This window comes from Mammaliicoccus sp. J-M41 (genome assembly GCF_022385935.1).
GTDB lineage: Bacteria > Bacillota > Bacilli > Staphylococcales > Staphylococcaceae > Mammaliicoccus > Mammaliicoccus sciuri_A.
Map to the genome: position 1 here is coordinate 76,609 of NZ_JAJNIR010000002.1, position 15,625 is coordinate 92,233.

General features: G+C 33.2%; 12 protein-coding genes, 1 other RNA gene and 1 other annotated feature (1 of these 14 cut by a window edge). Of the genes, 2 read left to right on the forward strand and 11 right to left on the reverse strand.

Annotated features, from left to right (window positions below; genetic code table 11):
• Positions 1-3, reverse strand: a binding site (T-box leader) (it extends 163 nt beyond the left edge of the window).
• Positions 4-42: 39 nt separating this feature from the next.
• The 5 genes from recD2 to sal(A) all read right to left on the reverse strand — a co-directional run bounded on the left by recD2 (position 43) and on the right by sal(A) (position 7,126).
• A complete protein-coding gene (recD2, locus tag LQ686_RS01450; RefSeq protein WP_025904241.1) occupies positions 43-2,433 on the reverse strand; it encodes an SF1B family DNA helicase RecD2 in 2,391 nt (796 codons plus the stop codon).
• 2 nt (positions 2,434-2,435) lie between these two features.
• Positions 2,436-3,104: a tetratricopeptide repeat protein gene (locus LQ686_RS01455; RefSeq protein WP_103360765.1), complete on the reverse strand. Its 669-nt coding sequence runs from the start codon at positions 3,102-3,104 to the stop codon at positions 2,436-2,438.
• 86 nt (positions 3,105-3,190) lie between these two features.
• Complete coding sequence (gene mnmA, locus LQ686_RS01460; RefSeq protein WP_103360766.1) at positions 3,191-4,300, reverse strand: tRNA 2-thiouridine(34) synthase MnmA; 1,110 nt, start codon at positions 4,298-4,300, stop codon at positions 3,191-3,193.
• Entirely contained in the window at positions 4,293-5,441 is a 1,149-nt protein-coding gene (locus LQ686_RS01465) for a cysteine desulfurase family protein (RefSeq protein WP_103360767.1), read from the reverse strand. The genes mnmA and LQ686_RS01465 overlap by 8 nt, the downstream gene beginning before the upstream one ends.
• Before the next feature lie 59 nt (positions 5,442-5,500).
• Positions 5,501-7,126, reverse strand: coding sequence for an ABC-F type ribosomal protection protein Sal(A) (sal(A), locus tag LQ686_RS01470; RefSeq protein WP_103360768.1), 1,626 nt, complete (start codon positions 7,124-7,126; stop codon positions 5,501-5,503).
• 316 nt (positions 7,127-7,442) lie between these two features.
• Here sal(A) and LQ686_RS01475 point away from each other — a divergent pair, with 316 nt between their 5' ends.
• A complete protein-coding gene (locus tag LQ686_RS01475; RefSeq protein ID WP_025904246.1) occupies positions 7,443-8,453 on the forward strand; it encodes an LLM class flavin-dependent oxidoreductase in 1,011 nt (336 codons plus the stop codon).
• A 45-nt stretch (positions 8,454-8,498) separates the two neighbouring features.
• On the opposite strand, the gene LQ686_RS01480 is transcribed toward LQ686_RS01475, so the two are convergent.
• Positions 8,499-9,233, reverse strand: coding sequence for a trypsin-like serine peptidase (locus LQ686_RS01480; RefSeq protein ID WP_107565631.1), 735 nt, complete (start codon positions 9,231-9,233; stop codon positions 8,499-8,501).
• A gap of 215 nt (positions 9,234-9,448) precedes the next feature.
• Positions 9,449-9,868, reverse strand: coding sequence for a cysteine metabolism transcriptional regulator CymR (cymR, locus tag LQ686_RS01485; protein ID WP_025904248.1), 420 nt, complete (start codon positions 9,866-9,868; stop codon positions 9,449-9,451).
• Between the two features lie 89 nt (positions 9,869-9,957).
• Between cymR and LQ686_RS01490 the strand changes: the two genes are divergently transcribed.
• The gene (locus tag LQ686_RS01490; RefSeq protein WP_025904249.1) at positions 9,958-11,220 is read left to right on the forward strand and encodes a replication-associated recombination protein A; all 1,263 of its coding nucleotides are present in this window, start codon (positions 9,958-9,960) and stop codon (positions 11,218-11,220) included.
• Positions 11,221-11,263: 43 nt separating this feature from the next.
• On the opposite strand, the gene LQ686_RS01495 is transcribed toward LQ686_RS01490, so the two are convergent.
• From LQ686_RS01495 to hisS, 4 genes are all read right to left on the reverse strand, one after another.
• On the reverse strand, positions 11,264-12,031 hold the full coding sequence (locus LQ686_RS01495; protein WP_025904250.1) for a tRNA threonylcarbamoyladenosine dehydratase: 768 nt from the start codon (positions 12,029-12,031) through the stop codon (positions 11,264-11,266).
• Between the two features lie 53 nt (positions 12,032-12,084).
• Positions 12,085-12,277: non-coding RNA, 6S RNA (gene ssrS, locus LQ686_RS01500), on the reverse strand.
• A 57-nt stretch (positions 12,278-12,334) separates the two neighbouring features.
• Positions 12,335-14,107 (reverse strand): aspartate--tRNA ligase, encoded by a 1,773-nt coding sequence (aspS, locus tag LQ686_RS01505; RefSeq protein WP_025904251.1) that lies wholly within the window; start codon positions 14,105-14,107, stop codon positions 12,335-12,337.
• Positions 14,107-15,372 carry a histidine--tRNA ligase gene (hisS, locus tag LQ686_RS01510; RefSeq protein WP_119593980.1) on the reverse strand — a complete coding sequence of 422 codons (1,266 nt, stop codon included), beginning with the start codon at positions 15,370-15,372 and terminating at the stop codon, positions 14,107-14,109. The genes aspS and hisS overlap by 1 nt, the downstream gene beginning before the upstream one ends.
• Positions 15,373-15,625 lie beyond the last annotated feature (253 nt).

Here is a 15,625-nt window from a genome sequence, read left to right on the forward strand (position 1 = left end):
TGTATTCTATTTGATTATAATCACTCGATTTTTAGATGTCAATTATTTCATAAAATCATATGGTGTTTTATCATTCATATTAATCATCGGATCTATTTCAAACATATTATCTTCAGTTAAAATAATATGTTTCGTTTGAATAGATTCTGTTTCAGACTCCGTATCTTCTTCAACATCAGTATCGAAATACATTTTTAATTTCGTATCAAACGAAGTCATTCTCTCATGACCTAGCGTTTGAATACCTTGATTAAAGGCTTGCTCTTCACCACACACAACAAGCGACTGTTTCGCACGTGTAAGTCCAGTATATAGAATGTTTTTTTGTAACATTCTAAAGTATTGTCTGACGATAGGCATAATGACTATAGGGAATTCCGACCCTTGGGATTTATGAATTGAACAACAATAAGCATGTGTAATTTCTGATAAATCTTGTTTAGTGTATGTTATGTCATTCCCTTCATAATCCACAATGACGACATCTTTACCGAGTGCATTTTCTTCTGCTTTATAAACACCCGTCACTACACCAATATCACCATTAAATACATTATCATCTGGTCGATTAATAAGTTGTAGTACTTTATCATTTTCACGATATTCAATATCACCATATTGAAGGAATCTTGTATCTTCATCTTTCGGATTTAATATATCTTGCAATAATTCATTTAATTTATTAATACCAGCTGGTCCACGGTATATTGGGGCTAGCACTTGAATATCTTGCATATTATATCCTTTATTAACAGCACCTTGAACGACCTTTTCTACAACTGTCGCAATTTGATTACTACTGCACGGAATAAATGAACGGTCGTGATGTTTTTCATTAATTGAAACAGGCAATCCATTTTTTATTTTATGCGCCAAGTCTATGATGGATGATCCTTCTTGTTGTCTATAAACTTCTGTTAAGTTCACTCTCGGTATGACTTTAGAATCAATTAAATCTTTAAAAATCTGACCCGGACCAACTGATGGTAATTGATCTTCATCACCTACAAATATGATTTGGGCATAATCAGGGACTGCTCTTAAAAATTGGTACATTAACCATGTATCTACCATAGACATTTCATCTAGAATAATTAAATGGGCGTGAATATCATTATCTAACACATCATCTGGTTGCGTATCTTTACTCCATCCAATTAATCTATGAATTGTCATCGCTTCTAGTCCAGTTGATTCACTTAATCGTTTAGCGGCACGGCCAGTCGGTGCTGCTAACACAATTGGAAAGTCTGTTCCCTCTTGATAATCATCATAATTCAAACTTACACCATGTATTTCAGAATACAACTCACAAATGCCTCGAATAACTGTTGTCTTACCTGTTCCGGGTCCACCTGTTAAAAGCATCATTTTATGATTAATGGCTGTTTCTAACGCTAATTTTTGACCATCTGCATATGAAACATCATTCATATCTTCAATTTGACCAATGTGTAATTGAAGATCACTTTTCTCAATTTCTTTAAGTTCATCTTGATGTTGATAAAGTCTATGAATAATTTGCACACTTTTTGCTTCTGAATAATAAAGTGAAGGTAAAAAACAATTATCATTTTCGATAATAAGTTTATTTTCTTCACTCATTTCGATAATGACACCATTTATTTGATCTTTAGTTACAACTTCAGGTTGATTATGATTTAACAATTCATACGCCCCGTTAACCAAAATATCAACAGGTAAAAATGTGTGACCATTCTGTAATGATTGCTGGTCTAAAAAGTAACTTACACCCGCTACAAGTCGATCATGATGATCTTTAGAAATCCCAACTTGTTCAGCTATTTGATCAGCTCTTTGAAACCCGATACCATTTATATCCATCACTAAACGATAAGGAGATTGTTTAATAATATTAAGTGTTTCTTCTTTATAAAATTGATAAATAGCCATCGCGAGTTTAGGTCCGAACCCAAGTTCATTAAGTTTAATCATAATGCGTTCAATGGCTTGATTCTCACGTATGGATTCTGCAATCGTATCTCTTTTTTGTTTGTTGAGTTTAGGTATTTCTTTAAGAACATCGGGGTCATCTATTATTTTCTGAAGTGCATCTTCACCTAGTTTGTCCACAATAGTTTCTGCTGTTTTCTTACCAATACCTTTAAATAAATCACTTGATAAGTAATGAATAACACCTTGTTTTGTTTGTGGTAATTCTTTTTCAAATGTTTCAGCTTGTAGTTGTTTACCGTATTTCGGATGGTTTGTTACTTTACCTTTGAAAAGGTACGTTTCTCCTTCAACTATTTGAGGTAAGTAACCAACAATTGTGACTTCTTGATCAAAATCTTCATTTGAATCCATCACATCGACTTTAATAACGGTATAATAGTTATCACTGTTTTGAAAAAGAATTCTAATAACTTCACCTTTTACATGTGAAAGATCAAATAAAGATAAGTTTTCCAATGTTAGTCCTCCTCTTCTAATAATTGTTCAAACATGTTAATAGCATGACCACTTAATAAATGATCTGGTTGGATGTCGACTGCTTTTCTAAAATAAACAAGTGCTTCTTCAGCGTTTTCGTTTTTCATATATTTAGCCAAACCTAAATTGTATAATGCATCTACATGTTCAGAATCTTTTTCTAATACTTTTTCTAGTTGCACTATGGCCTCATCGAACATTTCTAATTGGCATAAAGTTAATCCGTATTGGAAACCAATTTCTACATCATCTTCATTTAGCTCGTGAGCTCTCATTACATACGGCATAGCTTCAGTATGTGCACCTAATTCGTTGAAACTCATTCCTAACATAAAGTTAGTATCTGCATCATTAAGCCCTCTTTTAATCGCATGTTGATATAACTTAATCGCTTCTTCAAATCGCTGCTGGTTGTAGTATAAATTTGCAAGACTATAATAAGCACCACCGTGACTTTCGTTTACAGTGATAGCTTTTTGAAAGAATTTTTCAGCTCTTTCAATATCATTTGCTTCTGCTAATATTGTCCCTGCATTGATATAATTGGTTACTTCTTTTGGATCTTCTTCTATATTTTCAAATAAATGCGACAATGCTTCGTCGAATTTTTTATTTTGAATTAATTTAACAATTTGTTCTTCACTATGCATGTTGTGACTCCTTTAAATATCATTACTTGCTATTATAACAAAAATAAAAATAGACTGAGACATAAATTTATCTCAGTCTATATATTTTATACCATATAATCTAATTGCTTTTCTGTTTTATAAACTTCATCGATTGTTGCGCCACCTAAACAAACATCACCGTCATATAATACGACAGCTTGACCAGGTGTAATTGCACGCACTGGTTCGTCAAATATCACTTTAATTTGATTGTCAGAAATTTTTTCTACAGTTACTTGTGTATCTTTTTGTCTATATCTGAATTTTGCTGAACATTTAACCGGTTGTGAAAAATCAAGATCATTCACAAATGAAATATCAGAAGCGATTAAATAGTCACTATATAATGCTTCATGATGGAAACCTTGTTCAACATATAGAATGTTTTCTTTTAAATTTTTACCGACTACAAACCAAGGATCTCCGTCTCCACCTATACCAAGACCGTGTCTTTGGCCAATAGTGTAATACATTAAGCCACTATGTTCACCCATGTCAACACCGTCTAATGTTTGCATTTTACCGTTTTGTGCAGGTAAATATTGAGATAAGAATGTTTTAAAGTTTTTCTCACCAATAAAACAGATACCAGTAGAGTCTTTCTTTTTAGCAGTTGCTAAGTTTTGTTCTTCAGCAATTTTTCTTACTTCACTTTTTTCTAATTCACCAATTGGGAACATCACTTTAGATAATTGATCTTTTGTAAGTTGATTTAAGAAATAAGTTTGATCTTTGTTGTTATCTACACCACGTAGCATTTCTACTTTATCACCATCACGATTAACACGTGCGTAATGACCTGTAGCAACATAGTCCGCACCAAGTTTAAGCGCATGATTTAAAAATGCTTTAAATTTAATTTCTTTATTACACATTACATCTGGGTTAGGCGTTCTACCTTTTTTATATTCGTCTAAGAAATACGTAAATACTTTGTCCCAATATTCTTGTTCAAAGTTAACTGCATAATAAGGTATATCTAATTGGTTACATACTTCAATGACATCATTATAGTCTTCAGTAGCTGTACATACACCATTTTCGTCTGTGTCATCCCAATTTTTCATAAAAATACCAACTACATCATAACCTTGTTCTTTTAGTATATGTGCAGTTACCGAGCTATCTACGCCCCCGCTCATCCCAACGACAACGCGGGTAGATTGATTATTCATTTTCTTCCTCCTTAAATTGTTGATATATTTTCATTATCGTACTTACGATATAATTAATTTCTTCTTCAGTTGTTAATGAACTGAAACTAAATCTTACTGATTGTTTCACTCTATTATCTTCACCGAACATCGCTTCTAGAACGTGAGATGGTAATGTTGAACCGGCTGTGCATGCAGATCCACTCGAAACATATATATTTGCCATATCTAGTAACGTTAACATCGTTTCAACTTCAATAAATGGGAAATATAAATTTGTGATATGACCAGTTGTATCTGTCATACTACCATTCAATTCAAACGGAATTGCACGTTGTTGTAAACCTACAATGAGCTTTTCTTTTAAGTTCATTAAATGGATATTACTTTCATCCATATGTTCATAAGCGTCTTTCAGCGCTGTTGCCATACCACATATATATGGAACATTCTCTGTACCTGCTCTTCGCTTTACTTCTTGTTCGCCACCTTGTATAAACGTTTCGAACTGAACACCCTGTTTTACCAACAATGCACCTATTCCTTTTGGTCCGCCAAATTTATGCGCAGTTATGCTTAACATATCAACTGGCATTTCATCAAATTCAATTGGCATATGACCGATAGCTTGAACAGCATCAACATGAAATACGATATCCGTATTCTCTATGACTTCTGCAATATCATACATAGGTTGAACTGTGCCGACTTCATTATTCACTAACATAATTGACACTAATGTTGTATCAGGTCGGATTGCTTGTCTCAAAGCATCTATATCGACAATACCTTCTGAATTTACATCTATATACGAAACATCGAAACCTTCACGTTCAAGTTCTTCAAAGACATGCAGTACAGAATGATGCTCTAATCTACTCGTTATAATATGTTGACCTATATGTTTTCGTTTTCGTGCTATACCTTTTATTGCTGTATTATTAGACTCCGTTGCCCCACTTGTAAAAATAACTTCTTGAGGCTTTGCACCTAATAATGTAGCAATCTCTCGTCTTGATTGATCTAAATACTTTCTGCCGTCTCTCCCTATTGAATGAATAGATGACGGGTTTCCAAAGTGTTCAGATAATATTTCTGTTATTTTTTCAGTTACAACGGGCTTAACTGGAGTAGTTGCTGCATAATCTGCATATACTTTCATGTTGAACGTCCTTTCTTAGTTTTCAATGTACCTATTCTAGCACCATTTTTATGAAAAGACTAGAACTCTGTTTCACGATTTCTTTCATCTGTGTATTGTTCTAATTCTTTTAATTGATGTTTCATAGATTCTGTATTAATTGGATCTTTAACTTGAACATTTTCATGCGTCATTTGATAATTTTTTATCGTCCATATTTGATCTTTAATTTGTGATTTAAAATAATCATCATGAGATACAATAAGGACCGAACCTTGAAATGATTGTATTAATTGAATGATTTTTTCTTGCATGCCAATATCAAAATAATTTGTCGGCTCATCTAAAATCATAATATGAGGATTTGAAAAATATAATTTCACAAATTGTAACCTACATTTTTCACCCATCGACAGTGTTTCAACGACATCATTTATTCTATCTTTATCAAAATAAAAGCTTGCTAGTATGGTTCTTGCATCAGCTTCTTTCATTTCAGGGATTTCTAATATTTCATCTAAAACAGTATGGTGCATATTTAAGTTCTCAAAATCTTGAGAGAAATATCCAATTTCTAATTCTGGATGAACAGTTATATCACCTTTAGTCGGCTCGAGTTCGCCGAGTATCAATTTGATTAAAGTTGATTTACCTGTACCATTTCTGCCTTCTATAATCACATTTTGATTTCGCTTAATATAGAATGAAACATCATCAAATATCTTTCTATTCTCATAAGCAAACGAAACATGATTAAATTGAACTAAATAATTTGATTTAAAATCATGATGTTGTATTGAGAAAGCTTTCTCTTTTTTATTTGGATTAGCGATATGCTCTTGATCAAGTTTACGATTTAATTGTTGTTCTTTTGATTTAAACCGTTTCGCTAACTTACTTAATTGTTTTTGTTGATATGGACTTCTCACAGAAGCACTTTGTTCTGCTTTTTGATACCATGCTTTATATTTTTTGATTGTTTCTTCAATAGCTGCTTGTTCTTTTTGTTGCTTTTCATACTGTTGCTTTAAACTTTCATGCTCAATATCTTTTTGTTGTTTGTATTTGTCGTATTTACCGATATATTTCTTAACACCATCACGACTCAATTCTAAAATAGCATCTGGCGTTTCATTTAAGAATGTTCGGTCATGAGAGACAAATAATATAGCTCGTTGTTCTTGTTTAAAAGCCTTCGTCAACCATTCCTTCATTTCTAAATCCATATGATTTGTTGGTTCATCTATTAATAATAATGATGCCTTAGACATTTTCACTTTTAAAAATGATACTTTTGTCTGTTCTCCACCACTTAAAGTAGCAATTTTCTGTTCTAGTTGTTCCTCTTTTATTCCGAGCTTTTTTGCTTCTGTTACGATTTCACCTTCAATAAGGTATCCATCTAATTCAATATATTTATTAATCATATCTGTATGATTAAGTTGCAACCTAACCTTTGCGATTTCAGGATAAGATTCAATTATATAATCCATAACAGTCCAATCATAATAAGGTGTTAAATCTTGTTCCATCATCGCTGAATCAACCGTTTGATCTTGGTGAATCACTTTTAATAATGTTGATTTTCCAACACCATTAACACCAACGATTGCTAGATGTTCATGGTCCTCTATTGAAAAAGTCAACTTGGGTATTAATACTTTATGTTCAACTTCTAATGCCTTTTCTTCAAATAAAAATAGCATAATGTAGCCTCCTCTACCCATGTATTACACATGAAGACGCACCATTACACTATTCTCAGTTTGTAACGGCAACATCATATTATAGACATACTTATCCAATCATCATTGCGTAACACAATGGTTTTTTACGTTATTTACTATTAGCGCAAAAAATTATTGGATATCCATGCCTATTGTTGATGCCACCTCTCTGTAAATTTGCATTAATTATAACTTTTAGTTACATATTAGTCAAATGTTGTTGAGCAATTAAATAGTACAACATAAATACAGTTGATATACTTCCAATATATAATTATGTAAGGAGCGTCACAAAATGAAATCAAAATTCCCAGTTTCTGCATTAAATCTAGTTCCACTTAGAAAAGGTGAAACGGAACAAGATGCCATTAAGAATATGGTATCACTTGCACAAAATGTAGAAAAATTAGGCTATGAACGTTACTGGATTGCAGAACATCATAATGCACCAAATTTAGTAAGTTCTGCAACTGCTTTACTCATTCAACATACACTTGAACATACAGAGTCTATTCAAGTAGGTTCTGGCGGTATCATGTTACCTAATCATGCGCCACTTATTGTTGCTGAACAATTTGGAACAATGGCTACAATGTTTCCTAATAGATTGAATCTTGGCTTAGGACGAGCACCAGGTACAGATATGATGACCGCTTCTGCACTAAGAAGAGATTCACATAAAGGTGTGTATACATTTGGTGACGATATTAAACAATTACTACAATATTTTGGTCCTGAAGAACAACAATCATATGTAAGACCATATCCAGGTGTAGATACAAACATTCCGATTTATGTGTTAGGATCTTCAACGGACTCTGCACATTTAGCTGCTCGATTAGGTTTACCTTACGTCTTTGCAGCACACTTTGCACCAGATCAAATGGCTCAAGCAATCGAAATATATAGAGACTTATTTGAGCCATCTGAATATTTGGATGAACCATACATGACCGTTTGTTTAAATGTCATTGTCGGTGAAACAGATGAAGAAGCGACTTATTTATCTTCAACTATGCACTTAATGTTCTTAAGCATAGTAAGAAATGCGCGCATGCCATTACAACCACCTACTGATCAACTTGAAAACATTTGGTCACCACAAGAAAAATATATGGCACAATCTAAAACAAACACATCTTTCATTGGTAGTGAAGAAACTGTAAAACAACAATTGATAGATTTCCAAAACAAATACAATGTAGATGAAATTATGGCAGTTAGCTATATTTATGATTTAGATAAACAATACCAATCTTATGAATCATTCAAGAAAATTGTAGATGATGTTTACGGTGAAGCATAAAAAAACGATCATAAAGTGATGATTCATCACTTTATGATCATTTTTTTATTTTAAATTACTTTGTATAAATTGTTGAACGTTGCTGTTAAAGAGCACGCCACTATTATGGCTATCTGGTACGCCACCATAATGTAAACCAATAACTTGGTTATTTGCATTAAAGATTGGTGAACCTGAATTACCACCATAAGTACTTAAGTCGTAAGATACATCACTACCTGAAGCAGATAACACATTACCTTTACTTTCCCATAATGTCGCGATAGGTTTATCTCCTGGATAACCTGTTACTGTGATGTTATCACCTTTTTTAACTGAAGATGTATCTGCGATTGTCGCTGCTTGAACAGCGTCACCAATAGATTGACCTTCACTATTTTTACCGACTGTAACAACTGCCAAATCTTCACCGCCTGGCGCTACTTTATAATCAGTTGCTGTAAATGTTCCTGCTGGGAAATTTCCATCGCCATTTGCTGCTGGTGAGAATTTTAGTACAGAAGCATCACCATTAGTTGCATCTACAACGTGTTTATTTGTAAGAACGGTATTTTTACCGACAACTACACCTGATGCAATTGATGTACCTCCGATATCAGCGAATGCAATCGATTGATAATGTGCAGACGTTGTATTCGTAATTTGTGTACGATCATTTTTCGGTAATATAACTCTAGATGATGGACCATCTGTCTTTGCGTTAACTTCAAACGGTAATGTAATGAAACTTAATAATAAAACTGCTACTACACTTAATATGTATCGTTTTAAATTTTTCATATACTCTCCCCTTTGTTGTAGTGTACAACTATCTTAATATGAAAGTAATCTTAAAGGAGAATATTACACTACTTAACACATATTCATGCTTAACTGTTAAAATAACGAAATATTTTTTGCAGTTAGGCATAAAATCCATACAGTTAAGAAATAAAAAATAAGATAGCAATCTTCAATATTCGTCTTGAAGATTGCTATCCTATTTAATTTGTAAACTAGATATAGAACATATAGCCTTCTAGTTCATCTTCATTTGTATAATTTGCTAAGTATTCTAGTGTTGTATTATCTAGAACTTCTTTTACAGCGTCTCTAATACGAATCCACAATTGTTGTTGTGCAGGTGGCTCGTCTTCTATACCTTCAACAGGTGTAATTGGCCCTTCTAACAATCTAATCACATCACCAGCTGTAATTTCTGATGGTGCTTTTTGTAATTGATAGCCCCCTTTGGCACCTCTTACACTTTTAATAAGACCAGCATTACGTAGCGGTCCGACTAATTGTTCTAAATATAAATCACTTAAATTGTTTTCTTCAGCGATTGACTTTAAAGATGTACATCCTTGACCATAACGCTTAGTCAACGATATCATAAGTGTTAAGCCATATCGTCCTTTAGTAGAAATTTTCATGTACTACACCTCTTATTTTCTAAAAAAATATTATTAATTCATTTTATCATTTTTTGTACACTTTGAGTAATTAGAAAGGTTGATTCCAAATGAAAAACGAACCATTAGCTTATAGAATGCGTCCTCAAACAATCGACGATGTGATAAGCCAAGAACATTTAGTAGGTCCAAAAGCCATTATTAGAAGAATGGTTAACACTAAAAAGTTAACTTCTATGATTTTTTATGGACCTCCGGGAATTGGAAAAACGAGTATCGCCCAAGCTATTGCCGGAAGTACTCAATATAAATTTAGACAACTTAATGCCGTCACTAACACTAAAAAAGATATGCAACTTGTCGTTGAAGAAGCTAAAATGTCTGGACAAGTTATACTTTTACTAGACGAAATTCATCGCTTAGATAAAGCAAAACAAGATTTCTTATTACCTCATTTAGAATCAGGCAAAATTGTACTTATTGGTGCAACGACGTCAAACCCATACCATGCTATCAATCCAGCTATACGAAGTAGAACGCAAATCTTTGAACTTTACCCTCTTAATGAAGATGATATCATAATTGCTTTAAAAAGAGCGATTGAAGATGAAGAAAATGGCTTAGCATCATACACTCCTATTGTAGACAAAGGCGCTTTAGAATATTTCGCAAAAGCAAGTTACGGTGATGTGAGAAGTGCATTAAATGGGCTAGAACTCGCTGTACTCAGTGCTGATGTTCAAGATGATAAACGTCATGTCACTATTGAAGATGCGAAAGTTTGTATTCAAAAGAATGCTTTCCAACACGATAAAGATGGCGATCAACATTATGATGTTATGAGTGCATTCCAAAAATCCATTAGAGGTAGTGATGTCGACGCAGCGCTTCATTATTTAGCTAGATTAATTGAAGCGGGAGATTTACCAACTATTGCTAGACGCCTTCTTGTGATTAGCTATGAAGATATCGGTTTAGCTTCTCCGGGTGCTGCAGCTAGAACATTATCAGCTATTGAAGCGAGTGAACGCCTCGGCTTTCCAGAAGCACGTATACCATTAAGTCAAGCGGTCATCGAGCTATGCTTATCACCTAAATCTAATTCAGCTATTGTATCTATTGATGAAGCTCTATCAGACATCAGAAAAGGTAAAGCTGGGTTAGTTCCGAAACATTTGAAAGATGGACACTATCAAGGTGCAAAAGAATTAGGCAATGCAATTGGTTATAAATACCCTCATAACTATGAAAATGGATATGTACAACAACAATATTTACCTGATACTTTAAAAGGCAAACAATATTATCAACCTAAACTCACATCTAAATCTGAACAAAAATTAGCAGAAATATATCGCAACTTAAAAAAATGAGGCTGGACGTATCCAGTCTCATTTTTATTATCAAAGCTGCTTTTTATTTATCTTTGATTCTTTTTACTGGGATATCTTTCAAAATATCATTCACAACATAGCTCGCACAAATTAAACCAACAACACTTGGTACAAAAGCATTTGATGATGGTGGCATTTGCGCCTTTCTAACTTTCGCGTTTTTATCGCCTACAACTTCTTTTACATCTTCTCTTATCATAATAGGACTTTCATCACTAAATACAACATTAATACCTTTATGAATGCCCATTTTTCTTAATTTTAGACGTATAATTTTCGCCATAGGATCTGTATGTGTTTTAGAAATATCAGCTATTTCAAATTTAGTAGGGTCTGTTTTGTTTGCAGCACCCATACTTGAAATAACGTTAATACCTCTTTCCAAACACTCTTTCATAAGGTGAACTTTATACATAATTGTATCACTAGCATCTACAAAGTAATCAATGTCGTATTCATTAAATAAAGCTTCGTAAGTTTCTTCAGTATAGAACATATGCAATGAAGTGACTTTACAATCTGGATTAATTAATTTAATACGCTCTTCCATTAAATCTACTTTAGATTGACCAATTGTTGTTGTTAATGCATGTAATTGTCTATTTACATTTGTGATATCTACATCATCTTTATCTATTAATATGATATGACCAATATTAGTTCTCGCGAGTGCTTCAGCAGCAAATGAACCTACACCGCCTACGCCAAGGACAACTACAGTTTTACTTTTTAATAAATCTAAGCCTTCTTTACCAATCGCTAATTCATTTCTTGAAAATTGATGCTTCATCATTATTTACTCCTTTACACAAAAATACGCAAGACATAAAGTCTTGCGTACCGATAGAATCCAATTGTGCCGTAATATTAAATGCTAGATCATTTTGGCCTGCTATATACAGGTGGGTGCCCTGTTTCTTATTTTGCATGTCCTCCTTACGAGGCGTATGCGCTATTAAGAAAACCAATTAGGCTCCCTTGATCAAAAGTGTTAGGTCAAAATATAAAAAGCTTATTACGAACACTTCAGATGACTACCTTATAAATTTATTTTATCATAATTCTTCTAAATAACAAGTATTTATACTTTTAATTATTTTTCATCTAAATCAAGTTGCAAATGTAATTCATGTAACTGACTTTTAGACACTTCACTTGGTGCATCCGTTAATAGACAAGAAGCACTTGCTGTTTTAGGGAATGCGATTGTATCTCTTAAGTTTGTTCTTCCTGACAATAACATAACTAATCTATCTAAACCTAAAGCAATTCCGCCATGTGGTGGTGCACCATATTTGAACGCTTCAATTAAGAATCCAAATTGTTCTTGTGCTTGCTCTTCAGTGAAGCCAAGCGCTTTAAACATTTTTTCTTGTAGTTCTGATTTATGAATTCTAATAGATCCTCCACCTAATTCAAAACCATTTAAAACGATATCGTATGCATTCGCTTCAACATTTGTTGGATCAGTTTCAAGCATTTCTTCATGCTCTTTTTTAGGTGCAGTAAATGGATGGTGCGCTGCAACATAACGTTCTGATTCTTCATCGTATTCAAATAATGGCCAATCTGTTACCCATAAGAAATTATATTTGTTTGGATCAATTAAACCACGATCTTTACCAAGTTTATTTCTTAACTGCGCTAAACTTGCTGCTACGACATCTTTTTTGTCTGCTACAAATAATACTAAGTCTCCTGCTTTAGCTTCAGTTTGGTTTAATAATTCAGCTGTAATGTCTTCATCAAAGAATTTGCTAATTGGACCGTTTAAGCCTTCTTCTGTTACTTTAACCCAAGCTAAACCTTTAGCACCATAAATACTTGCAAATGATTGTAATTGGTCGATATCTTTTCTAGAGTAGTCGGCTGCACCATCTTCAACAACGATTGCTTTAACTTCTCCACCATTTTCAACTGCAGATTTAAACACTTTAAAGTCCATTTTTGAAGCAAGTTCTGATAAGTTAATCAGTTCCATACCAAATCTTGTATCTGGCTTGTCAATTCCGTATCTTTCCATTGCTTCAGCGTATGTCATACGTGGGAATGGTGTTGTAATATCAATACCTTTTACATCTTTCATGATACGTTTCATAAGACCTTCGTTCATTTTGATAACGTCTTCTTGATCTACAAAGCTCATCTCGATATCGATTTGCGTAAATTCAGGTTGTCTATCCGCTCTTAAATCTTCGTCTCTAAAACATTTAACGATTTGATAGTATTTATCAAATCCACCAATCATTAATAATTGTTTAAATATTTGTGGAGATTGAGGTAAAGCATAGAACTCTCCATCATGTACACGAGATGGTACTAAATAGTCTCTCGCACCTTCTGGCGTAGATTTAGTTAGTACAGGTGTTTCTACTTCGTAAAACTCACCTTCATCTAAGTAATTTCTTACTGCACGTGTAATTTGATGTCTCATTTTGAATGTTTGAGCTAAACTTTCTCTTCTTAAGTCAATATAACGATATTTTAATCTTACATTTTCATCAATATCATTCATATCTGTAATAGAAAATGGTGGTGTTTCAGATTCATTTAAGATTGTAATTTCAGAAACTTGTACTTCTACTTTACCAGTCTTGATTTTGTCATTAATTGATTTTTCATCTCTTTTTGTTACTAAACCTTTAACTTGAATGACATATTCAGAACGGATTTTCTCAGCAACACTTAAAGCTTCTTGAGAGAAGTCTGGGTTAAAGACAATTTGTACAACGCCTTCGCGGTCACGTAAATCAACAAATATTAAACCACCTAAGTCACGTCTTTTTTGTACCCAACCATTTAAAGTAACGGTTTGACCAATATATTCTTCAGTTATTTTACCAGCATATGTTGTTCTTTTTTCCATTATGATTCCACCTTTAAATAATTCTCTAATTCTGATAATGAAACAAGTGTCTTGTCACCAGTTTCCATATTCTTAACTTCCACTTCTTGTTTTTCTAATTCATTTTCACCTAATACAATCGTGTATCTCGCATTTAATCTATCGGCTTGTTTCATTTGACCTTTTAATTTACGTTGTAAATAGTCTTTATCACAACTAATACCAGCCATTCTTAATTGATTGATTAATTGAACTGACAATCTATCCGCTTCTTCACCCATTGTCGCAATAAATAAGTCGATAGTATCTTCTTCTTCGATTTCAATACCTTCAGCTTCAAGCGCTAGTAACAAACGTTCAATACTTAATGCAAAACCTATACCTGTTTCTTTAGGACCATCAAGTAATTCTAGTAAGCCGTTATATCTACCGCCACCACATAAAGTTGTAATAGCACCAAATCCTTCAGCGTTACTCATTACTTCGAATGCTGTGTGTGTATAATAATCTAAACCACGCACTAAATTCGTATCTATTTCATATTCGATACCTAGTTCGTCTAATAAACATTTTACCTCTTCGAAATATTGTTTAGAATAATCATTTAAATATTCCGTAATTTTAGGTGCATTTTTAACTGCTTCTTTATCACGGTCTACTTTACAATCCAATATACGCATTGGATTTGTGTGTAATCGACTTTGACAATCGCTACAGAAAGTATCAATTACTGGTTCAAAGTGCGCTTGTAATGCCTTCGTGTAATCAGCTCTTGATTCTGCATCACCAATACTATTGATGACTAGTTTTAAGTCTTTTAATCCGAAAGATTTGTAAATGTGTACGAGCATTGAAATGATTTCAACATCAATTGCAGGATTTTCTGATCCTATCGCTTCTACACCGAATTGAACAAATTGACGATAACGCCCTTTTTGTTTTCTTTCATATCGGAACATTGGACCATTGTAATAAAACTTAACAGGTTGATTCGGTTCACCTTGCATTTTGTTTTCGATGTAACTTCTAACAACACCTGCTGTGCCTTCAGGTCTTAATGTAATGCTTCTATCACCCTTATCTTTAAATGTGTACATTTCTTTTTGTACAACATCTGTTGAATCACCAACACCTCTACTAAAAAGTTCAGTACTTTCAAATATTGGTGTTCTAATTTCTTTATAATTATATATTTTCATTAACTCATGTAATTTGTTCTCAATGTGTTGCCATTTATAAGTATCTTTTGGTAATAAATCTTGTGTACCGCGTGGTATATTAATCATAATATTTCCTCCTTTAAAATATAAAAAGTCCCTTGTATGCATATACATACAAGGGACGAATTATCCGTGTTGCCACCCTAATTAGTATTTAATGATTCATTAAATACTCACTTAACAACATTATAACGGATGTTAACCGATCTTATTTTCGTAAGATTCCCTCTTCTTGTGTTCAAAAGTATACGCAGTATTCATATAACTTTCAGCAAATGTTATACTCTCTGTTTCCTACTATAACGGTATACTATTCAAG